15 protein-coding genes and 1 pseudogene are annotated in these 20,124 nt (G+C 56.2%); 8 read left to right on the top strand and 8 right to left on the bottom strand.

Annotation, left to right across the window (positions count from 1 at the left end; genetic code table 11):
- Positions 1 to 60: 60 nt before the first annotated feature.
- Both KRAC_RS44915 and KRAC_RS44910 read right to left on the bottom strand, forming a co-directional pair.
- Positions 61 to 1,860 (bottom strand): ATP-binding cassette domain-containing protein, encoded by a 1,800-nt coding sequence (locus KRAC_RS44915; protein WP_007918784.1) that lies wholly within the window; start codon positions 1,858 to 1,860, stop codon positions 61 to 63.
- Positions 1,857 to 3,605 carry an ABC transporter ATP-binding protein gene (locus KRAC_RS44910; protein WP_211221437.1) on the bottom strand — a complete coding sequence of 583 codons (1,749 nt, stop codon included), beginning with the start codon at positions 3,603 to 3,605 and terminating at the stop codon, positions 1,857 to 1,859. Before KRAC_RS44910 ends, KRAC_RS44915 begins: the two co-directional genes overlap by 4 nt.
- A 267-nt stretch (positions 3,606 to 3,872) precedes the next feature.
- Between KRAC_RS44910 and fes the strand changes: the two genes are divergently transcribed.
- On the top strand, positions 3,873 to 5,135 hold the full coding sequence (gene fes, locus KRAC_RS44905; RefSeq protein WP_007918782.1) for an enterochelin esterase: 1,263 nt from the start codon (positions 3,873 to 3,875) through the stop codon (positions 5,133 to 5,135).
- Between the two features lie 249 nt (positions 5,136 to 5,384).
- On the opposite strand, the gene KRAC_RS44900 is transcribed toward fes, so the two are convergent.
- From KRAC_RS44900 to KRAC_RS44885, 4 genes are all read right to left on the bottom strand, one after another.
- Positions 5,385 to 6,335 (bottom strand): alpha/beta hydrolase family protein, encoded by a 951-nt coding sequence (locus KRAC_RS44900; protein ID WP_007918779.1) that lies wholly within the window; start codon positions 6,333 to 6,335, stop codon positions 5,385 to 5,387.
- A 30-nt stretch (positions 6,336 to 6,365) separates the two neighbouring features.
- Entirely contained in the window at positions 6,366 to 7,142 is a 777-nt protein-coding gene (locus KRAC_RS44895; RefSeq protein ID WP_007918778.1) for an SDR family oxidoreductase, read from the bottom strand.
- A gap of 313 nt (positions 7,143 to 7,455) precedes the next feature.
- On the bottom strand, positions 7,456 to 8,442 hold the full coding sequence (locus tag KRAC_RS44890; RefSeq protein ID WP_007918775.1) for a carbon-nitrogen hydrolase family protein: 987 nt from the start codon (positions 8,440 to 8,442) through the stop codon (positions 7,456 to 7,458).
- A gap of 298 nt (positions 8,443 to 8,740) precedes the next feature.
- A complete protein-coding gene (locus KRAC_RS44885; protein ID WP_007918773.1) occupies positions 8,741 to 9,592 on the bottom strand; it encodes a pentapeptide repeat-containing protein in 852 nt (283 codons plus the stop codon).
- Between the two features lie 276 nt (positions 9,593 to 9,868).
- Between KRAC_RS44885 and KRAC_RS44880 the strand changes: the two genes are divergently transcribed.
- From KRAC_RS44880 to KRAC_RS44860, 6 genes and pseudogenes are all read left to right on the top strand, one after another.
- Entirely contained in the window at positions 9,869 to 10,273 is a 405-nt protein-coding gene (locus KRAC_RS44880) for a RidA family protein (protein ID WP_007918768.1), read from the top strand.
- Positions 10,274 to 10,293: 20 nt separating this feature from the next.
- Entirely contained in the window at positions 10,294 to 11,445 is a 1,152-nt protein-coding gene (locus KRAC_RS44875; protein ID WP_007918766.1) for an acyl-CoA dehydrogenase family protein, read from the top strand.
- A gap of 111 nt (positions 11,446 to 11,556) precedes the next feature.
- Positions 11,557 to 12,182: pseudogene (locus KRAC_RS80260) on the top strand (IS607 family transposase).
- Positions 12,142 to 13,437, top strand: a complete 1,296-nt coding sequence (locus tag KRAC_RS44870) for an RNA-guided endonuclease InsQ/TnpB family protein (protein WP_007918764.1) — start codon at positions 12,142 to 12,144, stop codon at positions 13,435 to 13,437. The pseudogene KRAC_RS80260 and the gene KRAC_RS44870 overlap by 41 nt, the downstream one beginning before the upstream one ends.
- A 190-nt stretch (positions 13,438 to 13,627) precedes the next feature.
- Positions 13,628 to 14,974, top strand: a complete 1,347-nt coding sequence (locus KRAC_RS44865; protein ID WP_007918763.1) for a phenylacetate--CoA ligase family protein — start codon at positions 13,628 to 13,630, stop codon at positions 14,972 to 14,974.
- 25 nt (positions 14,975 to 14,999) lie between these two features.
- The gene (locus tag KRAC_RS44860; protein ID WP_007918761.1) at positions 15,000 to 15,218 is read left to right on the top strand and encodes a hypothetical protein; all 219 of its coding nucleotides are present in this window, start codon (positions 15,000 to 15,002) and stop codon (positions 15,216 to 15,218) included.
- Positions 15,219 to 15,286: 68 nt separating this feature from the next.
- Here KRAC_RS44860 and KRAC_RS44855 read toward each other — a convergent pair whose 3' ends face one another.
- Both KRAC_RS44855 and uvrA read right to left on the bottom strand, forming a co-directional pair.
- A complete protein-coding gene (locus tag KRAC_RS44855) occupies positions 15,287 to 15,901 on the bottom strand; it encodes a superoxide dismutase (RefSeq protein WP_007918760.1) in 615 nt (204 codons plus the stop codon).
- 282 nt (positions 15,902 to 16,183) lie between these two features.
- Positions 16,184 to 19,225, bottom strand: a complete 3,042-nt coding sequence (gene uvrA / locus KRAC_RS44850; RefSeq protein WP_007918759.1) for an excinuclease ABC subunit UvrA — start codon at positions 19,223 to 19,225, stop codon at positions 16,184 to 16,186.
- A gap of 336 nt (positions 19,226 to 19,561) precedes the next feature.
- Between uvrA and KRAC_RS44845 the strand changes: the two genes are divergently transcribed.
- Positions 19,562 to 20,122 carry an RNA polymerase sigma factor gene (locus KRAC_RS44845; RefSeq protein ID WP_007918758.1) on the top strand — a complete coding sequence of 187 codons (561 nt, stop codon included), beginning with the start codon at positions 19,562 to 19,564 and terminating at the stop codon, positions 20,120 to 20,122.
- Positions 20,123 to 20,124: the final 2 nt, after the last annotated feature.

The following is a 20,124-nucleotide window of genomic DNA, read 5'->3' as shown; positions in this document are numbered from 1 at the left end:
AAAGGATACAGGGTACACGGCTACTTACACGATTGGACGAGATAGAGTAAGGCCGAAGCCTCACTCTATCTCGTCCTTTAGCCATAGGTAGCGCATCTCCGCGCTCTGTTCCAGGACCTCTTCGAGACACCCGCAGACCTCGACGTGACCCTCCTTGAGTACGATGACCTGATCGGCGCGTTGTAGTATGGTCCGACGATGCGAGACGACCAGGCAGGTGTGCTGCTCTTCGCTGAAGAGGCGCTCCCAGAGCCGCGCTTCGGTAGCGACATCTAGAGCGCTGGAGAGGTCGTCGAAGACCAGCAGCTGGGCGGGACGTACCAACATGCGTGCCGCTGCGCTCCGCTGGACCTGGCCCCCGGAGAGCTTGACGCCTTTGACGCCAACAACCGTCTCCAGCCCAGCCTCAAGTTGTATCACATCCTCCTCCATAACTGCATTTCGTATAGCCTTATGTAGTTGCTCCTCGCCTACGGGCAGGCCAAGCAGGATATTCTCGCGCAGGGTATCGCTGAAGAGGTGTGGTACCTGTGGTGTGTAGGCACAGCGTGGCGGGACAAAGAAGCTGGCGGGCTCGGCGACTTGGACGCCGTTCCAGGTGATCTCTGCCTCTGCTTCTGCTGGTAGGAGACCCAGTAGTGTACGAAGCAGCGTTGTCTTGCCCGAGCCAATGCGACCTGTAATCACAGTGAGCGTACCGCGTTTGATCTCCAGGTGAATGCCAGTAATGCCGCGCCCGGTGTCGGGATAGTGATAGGAGAGGTTGCGTGCCTGTAAGGTGTGGAGTTCCGAGAAGGCGTCCAGGGCTGGCAGGGTAATTTGAGGCAAGGGACGCTGAAGGTAGAGTTCGGCGGGCGCGACCAACGCTGTGTCGGACGCGCCTTGGAGTAGCGCACGCAGGCGGGTAAGCGAGACGTGTGTCTGCGTGACCTGTGCCAGCAGGGTACCGATGCTTTGTACAAAATTTGTAATGTTGCTCAGGAAGGAGATGAAGAGCGCGATATCGCCCACGCTGAGATGCTCGCTGCCCCGCGCGATGGCGGCCATGATCAGGATGGCGCCGATGCCAATCCCAACCGTGTTGCCAAAGAGCGAGTTCAGGGCCGCGCTCAACACACTATCCTGAACCATCGCGTCATGGCGGCGCTTATTGAGACCAGAGAAGTGCTCGGCTACACGCTCTTCGGCTCCCGCAACCTGGATGGCCTGCACCGAGCCGAAGATCTCACCGATGGCTCCCGTTACCTCAGCCGTAGCGGCTCGGCTGGCGACCCGGTACTTCTCCAGGCGTTTCTTCATGCTCTGGGCTACGATGACGACGCAGAGCAGTGGCAGAAAGACAAAGAGCGTAATTCGCACACTGGCATGTAACATGATAACCAGGGCGATGCTGGTAAAGCAGGTCAGCGCAAAAACATTTAGCAGTCGACTAAACAATTGAGCAAAGATCTCGATATCGTCACGGAAGCCGCTGATGGCCTCGCCTGTAGAGCCTGGAAGAGGCCTGGCTCCGGGTCGTTCCAGGATGCGTTTGAGTATATTGTGGCGTAGGGTTTGCGTGGTCTTAAAGAGCGCGGTAACAAGGGCGCGATTACCAAGAGAACCCAGAATCGCTCGCATCAGGGCTGCCAGGATAAATGCGAAAGGGAGTAGCCAGAGAGCCAGGTCTGGCCCGCTTTGCTGCTGCAATCTATTGAAGAAGACCTGGAGCAACAGGCTAAAGGTCAGGCGCCCTGCTAGAAAGAAGGAGAGCGGCAGCAGCTCGCCGCAGGCATAGCGCCATGGTTGCTGGCGCAACAGGAGCCAGAGTATGTGCGGCAGATTGAGCGTCTGTCTTGCCGGAATCTGTGTCGTAGTCATGCCAGGGCCTCCTCCAGACCTAGATGCAGTAACTGAGCGAAGCGTGAGTCGCGATCATGTGCCAGCTCAGCACGTTTGCCATGTTCCACAATGCGCCCCTGTTCGAGAATCAAAATCTCGTCGGCGCGCTGGACTGTCGAGAGGCGGTGCGCGATGATGAGTACTGTGCGCCCGCTGAGAAGGCGATCCAGGGCGCGCTCCATCAGGCGCTCGGTCGCCGGGTCCAGGCGCGCCGAGGCCTCGTCGAGAATAATCAACCCCGGTTTATGCAGGAAGATACGCGTCAGGGCTAGCAATTGTGCCTCGCCAGCCGAGAGTCCGCTTCCATCCTGACCAATAATGGTATCCAGGCCCGCTGAGAGCGAGTCGCACCAGCTTTTCAGGCCAACCTGCTCGATCTGTTCCAAGATATATGCGTCGCTAAGAGTGCGATCAAAGAAGGTCAGGTTATCGCGTACCGAGGCGTGAAAGAGCTGTACATCCTGCGTCACAAGCCCGACATGGCGGCGTAAGTCACGCAGATAAGGCTCCACTAGTGGAACTCCGCCCAGGCAAATGCATCCCTCCTGTGGATCATAGAGCCGGGCGAGTAGGCGCGCCAGTGTGGTCTTGCCGCTACCGGTGCGGCCTAGCAGGCCGATGACTGTCCCAGGCTCCATGTGAAAGCTGATGTCGTGTAGTACCTTCTGCTCGGGTGTATAGCCGAACGATACCTGCTCAAAGTCGATGGCAAGCGCTCCCCCTGGCAGAGGTGTGCCGTGCCCATCTGGAAGGAGGGTGCGGGTTTGTAGAAGTTCCTCAATGCGCTGGATGCAGGCCTCGGCCTGTTGTAGATCCTGCATGTGGGTCTGGATCGTGTCAAGCGGCTGAGATAGCAGGTCGGTATAGCGAAAGATGGCGTAGATCGTGCCTACAGCGATCAGCTTCGTGCTCCACAGGTAGACGCCGATAAATAGCGAGAGGCTGGTACCGCAGACGAAGAGGAAGAGCACAGTAACATCCAGGTTGTTCGTGGTGATAAGTGTCCGCCGTTGGATGGGAAACCAGGCGCGAATGACCTGATAGAAGCGCAGCATCACATAGGGCACGGCGCCATTGCCGCGTAAATCCTCACTGCCCGAGAGATGCTCGCTCAGAAAGCCGAAGAAGAGCGCGCTCTGCTGGCGATTCTGCTTCCACAGGGGCAGCACGCGACGGCGTATAAGGGTGATCACCACCAGCATTGTAGCGGAGAAGGCTACCATTAAGATACCAAGCAGCCAGTGGATAGTGAAGAAGATGCCGAGAATGCCTGCCAGCAAGAGTAGGTTGATTAGTAGCTCGACAAAGAACTGCGAAAAGAAATTGGAGAGCGCATCCACATCACCATCGATGCGCTCGATCAGCTCACCGGAGCTACGCGTCTTATGAAACGAGAGGTCGAGCGCGAGGCAGTGGCGCACCAGGTCGGTCCTGAGACGGTTGGTTGCCGTCCAGGCTATGGTGCCGCTCAGATAGGTGCTCAATATGGCCACACCCTGTGTAAGGAGCGCAATGACGATATAGGCGCAGCCAGCGAAGAGCAGCACCGTGATATCGCCGCCCGCGATAAAGGTATTGATGAAATATTCAATGATCTTAGGGCTACTCAACTGCAGCCCGATATCTACCAGTAAGATACATGTCAGAGCGAAGATTTTTGGCCCCTGTGGCCTAAGATAGACAGAGAGTAGCGCCAGGTAGCGCCGGACAGGGAAGCGCACCATCAACTCCTTTCACAGCAAAAAGAGACAACGAGGTCCCACGGGACTCAACTACGTGAGATGCTCCAAAGAAGGAAAGTACAAAGTTCAAACTATGAGGAACGCGAAAAAAGCGCGCAAAGGCTATTATAACATATGAATTTTTCGGTTATAATGAAATAGTGAAAATAACCTGCGCTACTTACGTACGCGCCTACGCTCCCCAGGCAGAGTACAAATACCCAGCGTAGGCGCGTACGTAAGTAGCGCAGGGTTGGGAAGGAACTCCGTATGACAGACAAGAAAGAATATACCAGCCCTCGTATCGCCTCGCTTAAAGAGGCGCTTTCCTCTGGCGATAACGCCGCTTTAGAAAGTTTCTGGCAAGAGATTGCCGAGCATGGCGCGCCACTGATGGAGCGCATTGAGGATGATCCCGAGCATTACCTGGTGACCTTCCTCTGGCGCGACGAGGGGGATACGCAGAATGTGGTGGTCTTCTCCGGCCCGGCGGGCTTTACCGATCCCGCCAAAAACCAGATGCAGCGCCTGCTGGAAAGCGACTTGTGGTATCGCTCCTATCGCGTGCGCTCGAATTTGCGCCAGACCTATATGCTCTCGCACAACGATCCCTTGACCGATCTCGATTGGAAGGCTGACCTTGGCACACGTCTCGTGGCCGACCCACTCAATCCGCAGATCTTTGCCTTTCCTAAAGACGAGGATAGTCAGAATGATCACGGTTTTACGATTTCTGTGCTGGAACTACCAGAAGCGCCGCCCCAGCCTTACATTACCCCACGCCCCGACGTTCCCAAAGGTCGAGTAGAGAAGCATCGCGTGCACAGCGAGATTCTCAATAATGAGCGCCGCGTGTATATCTATACTCCGCCCGGTTATGACTCTGAAAGTGAGCCATATGCTCTGCTTCTGCTCTTCGACGGCCCGGCCTATATTGAGATGGTGCCCACGCCAACCATCCTCGATAATCTCATAAGTGAGGGCAAAATTCCGCCCATGATCGCAGTGCTTCCCGATAGCCTGGACGGAGAGACGCGTAGTCGTGAGCTACCCTGCCACCAGCCCTTCGTCGACTTTCTGAAGCAGGAGCTTTTGCCCTGGGTACGCGAGCGCTATCATATTACGGACGATCCAGCGCGCAGCATTGTTGGCGGTTCCAGCTATGGCGGCCTGGCCTCCTCCTTCGTGGGATTGCGCGCCTCGGAGTACTTTGGCAATGTTCTCTCACAATCTGGCTCCTACTGGTGGGAGTCGGACCCTGAAGATGGCATTCCACAGGAATCGCTCACACAGCAGTTTATTGAGAGTCCGCGCCTCCCTGTGCGCTTTTACATGGAGGTTGGCTTGCAAGAGAGGAACGCTTCTGATACCAGTATGATCATCACCAACCGTCACCTGCGCGATATCCTGCGTCTCAAAGGCTACGAGGTCCACTACACCGAGTTCAACGGTGGACACGACTACCTCTGTTGGCGTGGCACTCTCTCAGACGGCCTGACCACGCTGGCTGGCCAGTTTATATCAAAACTGTGAAGAACCAAATAGATACATGACGATGGATAATTCTCTGATTATGGTGTGGCTCGCTACGTCGCGTAGCTCATGGAGTGCCTTATAGGTTGGAGCATGGATTATAGGCTGCTGGTAGTTAAATTCAGCAGCCCAATCGGTAGCGACCTGTGCGAGATGGTCGTTGCTCAGCCAGGCAAAAAGCGTGACGAAGGTTTCTGTAAGAAGTGTGAGCGATTCCGTTTTGCCATCATACCAGAGTTCCTTTTCAGGTTAAGTATTTTGTAACCAGCGATCAAGGAAGGCGTAGGCTTCGGCTTTGACATTAGAGGGGAAGCTGTGCCCAGCAGGGAAGATGAGGGTCTGGAAGTGGTCGGGCACACCTGCCTGAGAGTAGGCTTGCTGGGCGTGTTTGGCCAGGACCCGCACTCCATCTATAGGGAAAAGGGGATCGTGCTCGCCTGCTGTAAGCATGAAGGGGCGCGGGGCCAGGGAGGCTACAAGGGCGTCCATGTCGCCTATTTCGAGCATGCCGGGGATGTAGGCAGCGAAATTATGATTGATATTGTCGCGTAGGATGGTGCGCAGCAGGCCAAAGCCACAGGAGGAGACGGCGGCGCGTACCCGTTCGTCGTACCAGGTAAGCCAGAGTGTCTCCTGTCCACCGAGCGAGTGGCCGATAGCACCCAGGTGTGAGCGATTTACGTCTGGCAGGGAAGAGAGGAGATCGAGGCCGCAGGAGAGATCATGAAGATACTTTGCCTGTAAGTTTGAGCCGGAGAGGAGGCGTTTGGTGAACTCGAAGCGTTCATAATTCATGCCGTTGAGCGCGTAGTGCGCCTGGCGCTCTTCCTCTGAGGGCCGACGATCCTCGAAGCACAATTGATCAGGGCAGAGTACAACATAGCCGCGGCGGCAGAGTTCCCGGCCGTAGAAATACATGGGATCACCAGCTACTCCAGCTGGCTCGGACTTTCCCAGTTCGAACTGGCCTGCGTGCTGATGAATAGCCAGGATTGCGGGCCAACCACCTTGAGGAGCATCTCCTTTGGGTATGAGAAGCCATGCGGGCACGCGCTCGCTGTGTTCTACCATGTAGGTCAGGGCTATACGTGTGTAGTCGCCCTCGTCTATGGAACTACTAAAGACTGGCTCGAGGGGTACATGCTCCGGAAAGCGTCCCAACCGTGTTAGTAGGGCCTGACGTAACTCGATACTGGACATGACTTCTCTCCTCTCAATATCTCTGCTTGTTTACCAGGCCGTGGAGCCGCCGTCGACGACGATGGTCTGGCCGGTCATATAGGCTGCGGCGGGCGAGGCAAGCAGAACGATCACACCTTTGATGTCGTCGGGTGTGCCGAAGCGCGCCAGGGGGATGCCCTCCTGCATCTGTTCGCCGAACTTGGCGAGCAGGCCTTGCGACATACGCGTGGGGAACCAGCCAGGTGCGATACCGTTGACGGTAATGCCATATTGCGCCCAGCTTGTGGCCAGGTCGCGTGTCATATTGATGATGGCTGCCTTGCTGGCGTGGTAGCCTGCTGCGCGCATGTACTTGGGGTGTCCGCCGGTCAGTCCGGCCACGGAGGCGATGTTGATGATGGTGCCGCCTTTGCCACGCGCGATCATGCTTTTTCCTACAAGCTGGCTCATCAGAAAGGTGCCCTTGATATTGACATCAATCACATGCTGGAACTTGTCCAGGGGCATCTCCTCGGCGGGCGCGCCCCAGGTGGCACCGCTGTTATTGACCAGGATATCGATGGCGCCAAAGTGTTCCTGGGTGGCGACGACGACGCGCTCGACATCCTCCGGTTTGGTGATGTCGCATTCGAGGGCCAGGGCCTTGCCGCCTTTGGCTGTAATCTCGCGTGCGACCTCCTCGCAGGCGGCGAGCTTGCGCGAGCAGAGCACGACGTTGGCCCCTACCTCTGAGAGCGCCTGCGCGAAATATTCTCCCAGTCCCCGGCCCCCACCGGTGATGATGGCTGTCTTGCCATCCAGGCGAAATAGATCCAATACACTCATGCTAACGTCTCCATTCTTATTTGTTCGCTTCTCAACGCTGAGTTGGCTAGACTACTCGCGCCTGCGGCGCTCGCTTGGGTAGGGAGTGTGGCGCTGGTTTGCAGCCATAGGCTGCAAACCAGCGCCACACTCCCTACCCAGGCAAAAGTAAGCCATGCATGGTGCTGACTATGTTGTTTGTGCTGAATCTATCATACGACATCCAGGGCCACTATGGCACACACCCTCTCTTCAAGTTTGCGACGCTCAGGGATAAAAAATGTAGGTGGTTGGCGTGCGCATGCGCACGCCAACCACCTACATTTTTTATCCCTCACACTTTGAAGTGTCTGCCCTGGGCGTTGATGCGAATGAATGGATATTGAGTTTGTGTCTCAGTGATAGCGCCATAGAGGTGAGGGCGACGGAAGGTATTGCCCAGAGCTTCGCGTAGGCGGAAGTCACGCAGGGCTTCCAGGTCAAAACTTGCTATGTAGATGCCTTCGCCCTCACCAGCCTCGATCAAGAGCATATCCCGTGATCCCTGTGGACCATAAGCGATCCCATCGAAGGCAATCGAGTGGCCGTTCTGCTGAGGCGCGGCATAGTTAGCCATTGCGACACCAACCATATTTTCGTAGGCCCGAGTGCGAAATTGTGCCAGCCGGTTAATCTCCAGCTCACAGGCGTTGGGTACCAGGATAATCTCGGCCCCTTGTAGCATAAGTAGGCGTGCGGTCTCAGGAAATTCGCGGTCATAGCAGACCATGGCTCCCACTTGAACAGGGCCTTGAGCTGTGTCCAGCGAACAGACTTCAACGGTATCGCCGGGCGTCAGGGCTGCTTCGTTCCAGCTAAAGGCACAGGTATGCATTTTGGCATAGGTCAGAACGATCTCGCCATGGCGGTCGATTAAGGAGACGCTGTTGCGTGGTGCGCCAGGCCATGCCTCCAGGTAGGTAAGGGCAATGGCCATCTGGAGTTCACGTGCGAGCTGCTGAAAGTGGCGAATAAAGGAGCTATCGCGAGCAATGGCCTGCCCCTGCCAGACGATGTCCGGGTCGGGCATGCCACGAGCGGCGAACTCTTCGCGGTTCTGCCATTTCTCTGGCGCTTTCCACAGATCATCTTCAGGTGTGTCCGCTCCCTCAGGAAGAGGCTGGGCGGATGAATAGCCTACATTCCACATCTCAGGGAAGAGTGCGATGTCTGCACCCATGGTTTGTGCCCGGCGACAAAATAGCTCACCTTTCACAAGATTGGCCGCCTGGTCCCTGTCACATGAATTCATCTGGAGCAGGGCGATATGAAGTTGTTGCATTGTAATATGCACCTTTCTTGTAGTCATTAATTGATGTGAATTGTTAATGGGGGTGTTGATAGAGGTGAGAATGGGTGGCCCACGAGGGAGGTAGACTTTGGAGAAGTAAAAGACACAATGATATATGCGACAGATTGCGAAATATGCTCTATCTGCCTGGAGGAGAGTGCTAGAAGATGTGCTGGCTAGCGCGTGTCAGCGTCAATAGTGTGCAATCATTGCAGCCTCTGTCTGTAGTGAAATTTGTCTGTGAGCTTAGAGTAGCATCATGCTCATGGTACTGTCAAGCAACATAACTTTACCAATGTGTTGGGTGTGTGAGGGATGCTGGCAGTCTCGTTTCGCTGTTGCCCTTTGCTGAATCGAGTTGGGATTGAATGAGAAAGATACTTTCGGTGAGGTTAGCGCCTCTGAGATCGGCATCTCGAAAGTCGGCTCCGATCAGGTCGGCCAGTCGCAGGTCGGCGTCTCTAAGGTCAGCTCCAATAAGATATGCTCCACGCAAGTTGGCGCCTCGAAGATCGGAGCCTCTAAGTTTGGCTCCGATCAGGTCAGCCCCTCTGAGTTCTTTCTTCTTATGCTTGAATTCAGCCCGCACTAGTTCGCTCGCGCGTAGCAGCAGGTTATTGATCTCTTGTCGATGTGCCGCCACGTCCAGACTTATAAGGGCATCGGGGCTGTTGTGCGTGAGGCGTTCGGTTTCTTCCAGCGCGAGGTTAAGTTCCTGGTGGAGCGGGTGAGCCGGTTGCAGTGTCAGAGCTTCGCTTAGATACCAGAGTAGCTCATGCAGGTCTCGCATGACTGGGAAGACTGCGAACATCTGTTTGGCACTTTGTGGTGCCTGTCGCCAATCCCGGCCACCGAAGGTAACCTGGGAGACCTTTTGCCCGGCGCCGAAGCAGTCATAGACGGTACAGCCCCGAAAGCCCTGCTGTCTGAGGCGCGTGTGAATGCCGCAGCGAAAGTTCGCTTGCAGATTGGGACAGGCCTGCCCAGCAGGCTTGTTGATGGCGAAATCCACCGAGGCTGAGAAGGCTGGCACGACACAGCATAGCCCGAAGCAGCGCTCACAGTCAGCTCGTAGGTCGAGGCGCCTTCCTGCAACAGTAAGCTCTCTCTGTTCACGTTTTTTAGTCAATGTGCGCGCCATCCTGTCTTATGCCTATGCATTCATTGAGGGTTATAGTTTTTCCATGTGTTATTGTAACAGAATCTTCGCGCCTGCGGCGCTTCATGGGAAAGGTGTGTGGGTGGAAAACGGCGAAGCCGTTTTCCACCCACACACCTTTCCCATGAGGTGAGCTTAGCGAGCCGAGGCAAGAGCTGAAAAGCCCTGTATTAAAAAGCCTCACTTGAAGTAATATTTAAAAGAAAGTTATAATACATTCATTAATCAACGTTGTGAATTAGAGTCAGAGAGGCCTCTATGCACAAAGAGCTTGTGAATCCGCCTGAACTGGCGCAGCCAAGCGGGTTTAGTCATGGCGTCATCTCCTCGGGTGGGAAACTCCTTTTTCTGGCCGGGCAAACGGCCAGTGATCCAGAGGGCCAGATCATCGCTCCAGGCGATATCGTGGCCCAGTATGAGCAAGTGTTGCGTAACCTCAAGACTGTGGTGGAGTCGGCGGGTGGAAGCATGCCGCAGATTGTAAAGATGACTATTTTTGTGCGCGACCGCGATCTCTACCGCCTGCACCTCAAGGCCCTGGGCCGAGTCCATCGCTCCTTCTTTGGCCGCTACTATCCCGCGACCGCCCTGCTAGAAGTCTCGCGTTTCTTTCAAGACGAAGCCCTGATCGAGATCGAAGGCATCGCAGTCCTCGAAGCATAACGTCCAAAGGAGCATCTATTATGGATTTTTCACTAAATCAGGAGCAGCAGCGGGTACAGGAGGCGGCGCGCCGCTTCGCCCAGGAAGAGGTGGCGCCCGTGGCACGGGCCGCCGATGAGACGGGCGAGTTTCCTATGCATCTTGTAAAACGCATGGGGGAACTGGGTTTCCTGGCGGGACCGGTGGGGCGGGAGTATGGCGGCGCGGGCCTGGATTTTGTGAGCTACGCCCTGCTCTGTGAAGAACTGGGGCGCGTGGACGCCTCAGTGCGCGGCTTTTTGACGGTTCATGCCGGGCTGGTCGCGCTCTGCATTCAGAATTGGGGCAGCGAAGAGCAGAAGCGGCGCATCCTGCCACGCCTCGCCAGCGGGGAATCCATTGGCTGCTATGCCCTGACAGAGATCAACGCCGGGTCGGATGCCGCGAGTATGGAGACTACGGCACGCGAGGAGGAGGATAGCTATGTCCTCAATGGCGAGAAGATCTGGATCACCAACGGCCTGAGCGCCACCACCACAATTGTCTTTGCCACTCTGGATCGCGGACTGCGCCACAAGGGCATCTGCGCCTTTCTGCTGGAGGGCAATCCCCCAGGCTGTCAGCGTGATCCCATGCCAAACAAAGAGCTAGGTCATCGCGCCTCTGAACATGCCCGTATCACTTTTAAGGAATGTCGCGTTCCCAGGTCGGCGCTGCTGGGCGAAGCTGGCCAGGGCTTTGCCATTGCTATGTCGGCCCTGGAGTGTGGACGCATAGGAGTGGCTTCGGGCGCGGTCGGCATTGCTCAGGCCTGCCTCGATGCCTGTGTGGATTATACCCGGCAGCGCCGCCAGTTTGGGCAGCGCCTGGCCGACTTCCAGATGCTTCAGGGGACGCTGGCCGACATGGCGGCGGATATCGAGGCGGCCCGCCTGCTGACCTACCGCGCGGCCTGGACTAAGGATCGTGACCTGCCCGCGACACGTGCGACCTCCATCGCCAAGCTCTTCGCCACCGAGGCCGCGATGCGTGCCGCCTCTGAGGCCGTGCTCCTACATGGTAATCGTGGCTACTCCAATGAATACCCCGTCGAACGTCACTACCGCGATATCAAGGGCCTACAAATCTATGAGGGAACCAGCCATATTCAGCGCGTGATTATCGCCCGCGACCTGGTCGGGCGCGAGCGATAGCCGTCATCCAGGAGGCTGCTCCTGGTATTTCGCTCTCTCGGGCAAAAGGAGATCTGTACTAGATGGAAGCTAGCTCTTGAAAATGTAGTCAAATATGTGTAAAATATGTATATGTATACATCTGGCGAATTCGGCAAAAGGATCCATGTTTCGGTGAAAACGCTGCAACGATGAGACAGACAAGGAGTGCTCAGAGCACACCGAACACCCACCAACAGGCGCTATTACACGGCAGCGGACCTCGAAGCGATCCTGCCACAAGCCGCAAGAACAGGACGAAGAACCCTTGCCTCCTACCGCGTTTCCAGCATCGCCCAAAAGCCGGATCTGGAAAACCAACAACGCTTGCTCGAAGCCTTCTGCACTGCTTGCGGTTTTGTTGTTGATGAATGGATGAGCGAAATTGGTGGGGGCTCAATTTCAAGCGGAAACAGTTCTTGCGACTCATCGATGCCGTGATTGCAGGAGACGTTTCAACGCTCGTTCTTGCTCACAAGGACCGTTTTGCTCGCTTCGGCTAGAGTCTGCTCGCTCACCTGTGTGAAACCCATGAGTGCGAACTCATCGTCATGAACACTGAACAGCTTTCTCTGGAACAAGAACTGGTTCAGGATCTGATCACCCTTACGCACTGCTTTCGCTCATGCTTGTATGGATGACGAAACTATCGAAAAGCCTTAGAGAAGGCGCTGAAAGATGAAAACCGCAAACAAAATTCGGATGAACCCGACGTCTGAACAGGTGGAGTATCTCAAACGCGCCTGCGGCACCAGACGTTTCATCTACAACTGGGGACGGGAGCAGTGGGAACGCCAGCATCAGGCCTATAAAGCAGAGCAGGAAACGGTGCCTGAGGCTGAGCGCCAGCTTTCCCCCCCCAACGCGCTCGCTCTCAAAAAACAGTTTCATGCCATTCGAGAAGAAGCCTATCCTTGGACGTATGAGGTGACCAAATGTGTGGTGGAGGGAGCCTTTGACGATCTGGGGAGGGCCTATGCGAACTTCTTTGCGGGACGGGCTAGGTATCCCAAGTACAAGAAAAAGGGCAAGTCGCATGAGTCCTTCTACCTTTCCAATGACAAATTCACGATAGGCAGTCATTGGATCGCCATTCCGGGATTGGGCCGTTTCATCCTGGACCAGCGTCAAACGCAGAAAGATCGAGGCAAGCTGAGGAGAAAGCTGGAAACGGTCAATCTCGCAGAAAAGCTGCGCTTTGTCGAGAAAGCTCAGGCCTCGTCTCCGACGAAGAAGCGGAAGTGGCGCAAACAGGTGATCTGCGATCAGGTCCAGATTGAAGGCGCCACCGTCTCTTGTGAGGCAGGACGGTGGTATGTGAGTATTCAGGTCGAGATCAAGAAAGCTCTTCCTCAAACTCCTGAACCGGTGGTGGGGGTGGACGTCGGCTTGAAGACAGCTGCCGTGGTTTCCGATGGGCGCAGGCTTGAGAACCAAAAGCCCCTGGCACTCCATCTCAAAAAACTCCGCAAGCTGCAACGCAAGCTCAGCAAAAAGCAAAAAACTAAAGATCCAGAAACGGGCAGAACCGTTTTCAGTCAGCACGCTCAGAAGCAACGAGTGAAGGTAGCACGCAAGCATCAACAGATCGCTGCTATCAGACGCGACGTGCAGCACAAGTTCACCACGCAACTGGCTCAGACGGCTGGAACCATTGGGATCGAAGACCTCAATCTGTTAGGGATGATGGCCAACCGGAGACTCGCGCGTGCCGTTGCCGACGCAGCCATGGGGCAACTCTTGCAGTTCTTGAAGATGAAAGTCGCAAGCGCAGGCGGTCAGGTCTTCATCGCCTCTCGCTGGTTTCCCTCAACCAAACGCTGCTCTGGCTGTGGGCACGTCAAAAAGCGCATGCCACTCAAGCATCGGACCTATCATTGCTTGGTGTGTGGGTTGGTCATCGATCGAGATCTCAATGCTGCTCTGAATCTGGCACAGTTTGCACGCGATATGCTTCGCCACCTTCTTGCGTAAAGGTGGCCGTCCTGGGTAGTGGCTACGACCGATGACGTTAAAGCGCCTGTGGAGCGGATGTGAGACCGAAACGGGAGGGCTGATTCAAAGGTTCCCGTGCCATGGCAATCGGCAATGAAGCAGGAACAACTGACCGCTCAGGGGCGTCTTGCACACCTTTGAGTATGAGAAAGGTAGCAGGGACATCTATATGGCCTACGCGGACTACTGGAATCCCAAAAACGAGACACGCCCACGCGAGGAGTTGCAGGCGCTCCAGCTTGTGAAGCTGCGTCGCCTCTGCGAATGGGCCTACACCAAGGCTCCCTTTCACAAACGGCGCTTCGAGGCCGCGAACTTTCATCCTGAACAGCTCAAGACGCTCGATGACATCCGACGCATCCCCATGATGACGCGCGAGGAGTGGATGGCCTCGCAGGTTGAACGCCCCCTCTTTGGTGATATGCTGGCGAGCGAGCAGCGCAACGCCATTCGCTATCACCTGACCTCTGGCACCTCGGGTCGCGTGCCGCTGCGCGTGCTGGATAGCATGAAGGACTGGGATTGGATCGGGGAGATGTGGTGCTATGGTTTGTGGGGCTTTGGGGTGCGCCCGGAGGACACAGTGTATTTCGCCTTTGGTTATGGCTCTTTTATCGGCTTCTGGGGTGCGCACTATGCCTGTGAGAAGCTTGGCGCGCTGGTTATTCCGGGAGGCGCGCAGGCGACCGAGGCGCGTATCAAGCAGGTCGTTGAGATGGGAGCCACCACCGTCTGTTCCACGCCGACCTATGCCCTGCACATGTGGCAGAAGGCCAGCGAGATGGGCATCGATCTTGCCCGCGAGAGCAAGGTCAACAAGCTGATCCTCTCTGGCGAACCCGCAGGCTCAATTCCCGCGGTCAAGCAGCAGTTGGAGACGGCCTGGGGCGCGAAATGCGGCGATACGGCGGGTATGACCGAGGTGGGAACCATCATGATCTTTGAGTGTGCGCACCAGCCTGGCGGGACGCATATCATTGAGGATCACTTCATCGAAGAGGTGCTTGATCCTCATACGGGCGAGCCTGTAGGCTATGGCGAACTGGGCGAGCGCGTCGTCACCTCATTTGGGCGCGGCTTCATCCCTGCCATTCGCTACCGTACCAAAGACATGGTGATGAAGGTTCCTGCCAGCCTGTGTGGCTGTGGGCGTACCTATGATATCTACGAGGGCGGCATTCGCGGGCGTTGGGACGATATGAAGCTTATTCGCGGCACCAATGTCTATCCCCGCGCCGTGGAAGCGATTGTACGCGAATACGACGCCATCGACGAGTTCCAGATCTACATCTGGCGCAAGGACGAGATTCAGGACGAAATCACCATCAGGCTGGAGATCAAGCCTGGACGCGAGAGCGAGTGGGAGAACTTGCAGCCGAGCCTGGCGCGTGATCTCTCCAATGCCCACGAGGGGCTACGCTTCAACCTGGAGCGCATGGAGTACGGCCAGCTCCCCCACTTTGAACTCAAGGCCCGGCGTCTCATCGATAGTCGTCCCGTCGCACAATACGGTTAGCTGCTAGCAGAAGAGGAGAACAAGCATGACCACATCCACAGTATCTGAAGACCTGCTGGGGCAGCCCCTCAGCCCGGCAGAGCAAGAACTTCTCGGCGCCTACGAAACTCTCAAGCAGCTCGCCAGCCGGGATGATCTCCCGCCCTGCGCCAACAGCAATATCCGTAAGGCCCTCGCCGCGCTCTGGCAAGCCACCAACGACCTCAACCTGCAATACGAACAACTTTATGATCTAGGCGTGTAATAAATCCAGTGAAGCAAAAAGAGGTTGGGCAAAAGCCCAACCTCTTTTTGCTTCACTGGATTTGAAATCTAGCGGTTGGTTGCCTGCTCGAAACGGCGACCAACGATGTCCCAGTTGACCACATTCCACCACGCGCTCAGATACTCGGGGCGGCGGTTCTGGTACTTCAGGTAGTAGGCATGCTCCCACACGTCGTTGCCGAGCAGGGGAACATTGCTGTCCAGCAGGGGGCTATCCTGGTTGGGGGTGCTGGTAACTTCGAGCTGACCATTCTTGTTCAGCACGAGCCAGGCCCAGCCAGAGCCGAAGCGCTTGGCACCGGCATCATTAAAAGCAGCCTTGAAGGCATCAAATGAGCCAAAGGTGCTGGTAATGGCCTGGGCCAGGGTGCCGGTAGGCTCCTTGCTGCCACCAGGGGTCATGGTCTCCCAGAAGAGGGTGTGATTCGCGTGCCCGCCACCGTTGTTACGGACGGCGGTGCGCTTGGCCTCGGGAACCTCGTTGAGGCGGGCGAGAACCTGCTCAACGGCCAGGCTGGCGAACTCGTGCCCTTCGAGGGCCGCGTTCAGGTTGCTGACGTAGGTGGCATGATGCTTATCATGGTGAATCTGCATCGTCTGGGTATCGATGTATGGCTCCAGAGCCTGGTAATCGTAGGGGAGAGGTGGAAGTTGAAATGCCATAACATTACTCCTTTGTTCTCTATCCATGTATTTTTAAAGCGGAAACATGGTTTATCAACACTTCTTCGCGAAGCGAAAGTGCATGTCGAGTCGGGGTAGGTGTGAGGTCAAGGGGCCAGCACTAGCGACCCCCTCGACCTCACACCTACCCTAAACGTCCACCTTCTTCACGAAGAACGCGATCAACTGGTGACATTATATCGCGTTTTGCATATACATTGCCATGGCTGAAAGAACAGGAGAGCCTGTTCTTTTGGCCATTGTATTTATGCCCCGTGATTATTACAGGAAGTGCCCAGTGTGGCTTGCTGTTACCTGGGCGACTTGTTCGGGGGTGCCTTCGGCGATGATGTAGCCGCCGTTGTGGCCACCTTCGGGACCCATGTCGATGAGCCAGTCGGCATTCCTGATGATATCCATGTTGTGCTCAATGACGATGATGGTGTTACCGAGCTCGACCAGGCGGTGCAATACATCAAGTAGGCGCTGTACATCGGCGAAGTGCAGGCCAGTGGTGGGCTCGTCCAGGATATAGAGTGTGCGCCCGGTGGAGACGCGGCTGAGCTCTTTGGCGAGTTTGATGCGCTGGGCCTCCCCGCCACTGAAGGTCGTGGCGCTCTGACCCAGTTTGATGTAATCCAGGCCCACATCGTGCAGTGTCTGGAGCACACGTGCGATCTTGGGAACATTGGCGAAGAAGGCCAGTGCCTCCTGGACGTCCAGGTTAAGGACCTCGTGAATGTTCTTGCCCTGGTAGCTCACCGCCAGCGTCTCGCTGTTGAAGCGTTTTCCATTGCATTCTTTGCAGGGCACCCAGACATCAGCCAGGAAGTGCATCTCCACCACGTGCTGTCCATGACCCTTGCAGCTCTCGCAACGCCCACCCTCGACATTGAAGCTGAAGCGGTCGGCCTTGTAGCCGCGTTCTCGCGCCAACTCGGTCCTGGCGAAGAGGGCGCGAATATCGTCGAAGATGCCAACATAGGTGGCGGGATTAGAGCGCGGTGTGCGCCCAATAGGCTCCTGCGTAATGTTGATGACCTTGTTCAGGCGCTCAATGCCCTCCAACGAGGCAAAGGGTCCCGCAGGCTCCTGTGTATTGTGTAGCGCCTGCATCAGCGCGGGATAGAGCGTGCCATTGACCAGGCTACTCTTGCCACTGCCGCTGACACCCGTGACGCAGGTCAGCAGGCCAAGTGGGAAGCGTCCATCCACGTTCTTCAGGTTATGCAAAGTGGTGTTCTTGATCGTAAGCCAGCCCTGCGCGGGAGCGCGCCTGTTTTTTCCACGAGGTGAGGTGATACGCAGCCGGTTGCTCAGATAGCGCCCGGTGAGCGAGGTCTCGTGAGTTGCGACGCGTTCAGGAGTATCGGCGACCACGACCTCGCCACCCAGGATACCGGCGCCAGGACCCATATCAATCAGCCAGTCCGCGCTGCGCATGGTCTCCTCATCATGCTCGACAACCAGGACTGTGTTGCCCATGTCGCGTAGCTGGAGTAGGGTGTTGAGCAGGGTATGCTGATCGCGGGCGTGGAGTCCTATGGATGGCTCATCCAGGACATAGAGGACGCCGACCAGACCACAACTCAACTGGCTTGCCAGGCGAATACGTTGTCCCTCGCCGCCGGAGAGCGTGGGCGCGGATCGGTTGAGCGTCAGGTAGTGCAGGCCTACGTTGAGCATAAACTGAACGCGCTGGCGGGTCTCCTTAAGAATCTCGCTCGCGATTAGCAGTGGCTCTTCGTCGAGGGTCTCATAGAGTTCGTTGAGCCAAGAGAACAGTTGGTCGATGGTCATCTCACCGATCTCGCTGATGTTGCGCCCGGCGAGGGTGACACTTCGCACTTCGGATGAGAGGCGCGTCCCCTCGCAGGCGGGACAGGCCTGCTGGCTCATATAGCTGGTGTACCAGTTCTTCATGTTCTCCGAGCTGGTCTGGCGGAAGCGGCGATTGAGTTCCTCAATGATGCCGGGATAGCTCTCAACGCGGTTATGGGTCCAGCTTCCATTGTTATTTGCCTGCGAGAAGGAGAGATTGAACTCAATCTCCTCAGCGCCCGATCCATAGATGAGCACATTGCGGAAGTGCTGAGGCAGCTCTCGCCAGGGAAGCTCTAAATCAATCTGATAGTGCTCCGCTAGCGACATCAAGACGGAGGTCGTATAGTTGACGCCCTTCTTACGCACGTTGCCGAACCAGCGCAGCGCACCATCCAGCAACGAGAGGTTAGGGTCCTCAATCAGCAAGGCTGGATCGACCTCCAGGCTTGTCCCCAGGCCATTGCAGGCCTGGCACATACCAAAGGGCGAGTTGGGGCTAAAGTGTGAGGAGAGCAGTTCAGGGAAGGGTGCGCCGCAGTGGCCACAGCGTCGCTGCTCGCTCAAGATCGCCTCATTGCCATGATAGAGATCGACGACCAACGAACCTGCACCCAGTTGCATCGCGCGCTTGACGGCGGCCAGCAGACGCTCATGCCAGGTATCATCCTGGGAAGCGGGAACGCTCTCGCGCATGATCAGCAGCTCGATGATATGTGACTCATGCTCCTCCAGATGGATATCGGCGAGCGCGACCTCGGGTGCTCCATCGACGCGGGCGTGCGTATAGCCATCACGCATGGCTTGCTGAATGAGGATATTGTGACTATCTACCACTGAGGCAAGCAGGCGAAAGGGCGTCCCAGCTGGGAGCGCGGCGATGCGGTGCGCGATCTCGTTGGGTAGATGTGATTGAACGACTGTGCCACACTTTGCGCAGTGCTGGATGCCGATGCGTGAGTAGAGCAGGCGCAGATAGTTAATGACCTCCGTAATGGTCCCAACGTTTGAGCGTGGATTCTTGCTCACCGTCTTCTGTTCGATAGCCACAGCTGGACTGAGGCCATAGATGAAGTCGACCTTGGGCTTCTCGACCTTATCCAGGTAGTGGCGTACAAAGGGCGAGAGGCTCTCCACATAGCGGCGCTGCCCCTCGGCGTAGATGGTATCGAAGGCCAGCGAAGACTTACCGCTACCGCTCACACCTGTCAGCACGACGAACTTGTTGCGCGGAATTGCCACATCAATGTTCTTGAGATTGTGCTGCTGCGCACCCCGAACAAAGATTTGCTCCGGCTCGACATGTACCTCCAGGCTCTCCTCCACATAAGCCTGGCGTTTCTGACTGGCTTGCCCCTTGAGACCGGGATTCAAGCCCATAAGCAGCTCGATGTGGGGATGGAGCTGCACCCCTCCAGCCTGTGATTCATATAGCCTTGAATCTTTGCCTCTGGGCATATCTTTCAACTTCATATCAGTATCTAATTGTTGAACGTCGTGCATATGTCGGGCTACCTCCTTAGTGCCCTGGTGGAGACAACGCGTCCTCAGGGTCTCTATTGTCAGGTGTATAGCTAAGCGTAAGATGATGGCGTAGGATTAGGGGAAATGCCTGGCCATGAAGGCCACGCAACTGTGAGAAGTATACAAGGGGTAACCTGACATCTTCTGTCAGGAAAGGGGTAATGTGTATGTGATGCGATGCCGAGCGGTGATCAAGGGCCACAGCCCGGCATCGCATCACATACATAAACTTTTGTCAGAGGGCGGGGCATTTTTGCTAGAAGAGCGATATAAGGAGTGAACTCTACGGAGAGTACGGGTTGTACAGGAGTCAAGATGTCGCGATTAATTGACCAGGATCACTATGAAGAAGACGCGGGAGGGCAGCAGGCCAGTATTTCTGAACTCTATCAAAGATATGCTCCAGCTCTGTTGCTGTATCTGCGTCGTCACTGCGCATCGATAGAGGATGCGGAGGATCTGTTACTAGAAATTTTTGCCGCCGCCCTGACCGAGAAGCGTTTACTGGCGCTGCCGGAATTGACGCAGCGTTTATGGCTCTGGCGCGTGGCCAGAAATAAGCTCATAGACACCTATCGGCAGCAGGGGCGGCGTCTCACAATCTCTCTGGAGAACACAATGGTGGATGTGTTGATGAGTGATGAAGTGGCGCCGGAGCAGCTTATCGTGCGCCAGGAAGAACATGCGTGCCTGCACCTGGCGATCCAGCACCTCTCGCCTGTACAGCAGCAGGTATTGAACCTGCGTTTTGCACAAAACCTGCGCTGTGGGCAAATTGGTCCACAGATGGGCAAAAGCGAGAAGGCCATTCGATCGCTGCTTTCGCGCACCCTCAATCACTTGCGCAACATCTATGGAACCGGGCGGGAGGACTGAAG

Origin of the sequence: Ktedonobacter racemifer DSM 44963 (genome assembly GCF_000178855.1) — a bacterium.
GTDB lineage: Bacteria > Chloroflexota > Ktedonobacteria > Ktedonobacterales > Ktedonobacteraceae > Ktedonobacter > Ktedonobacter racemifer.
Note: the sequence above shows the minus strand (reverse complement) of the source record. Positions and strands in the feature narration are given on the sequence as shown.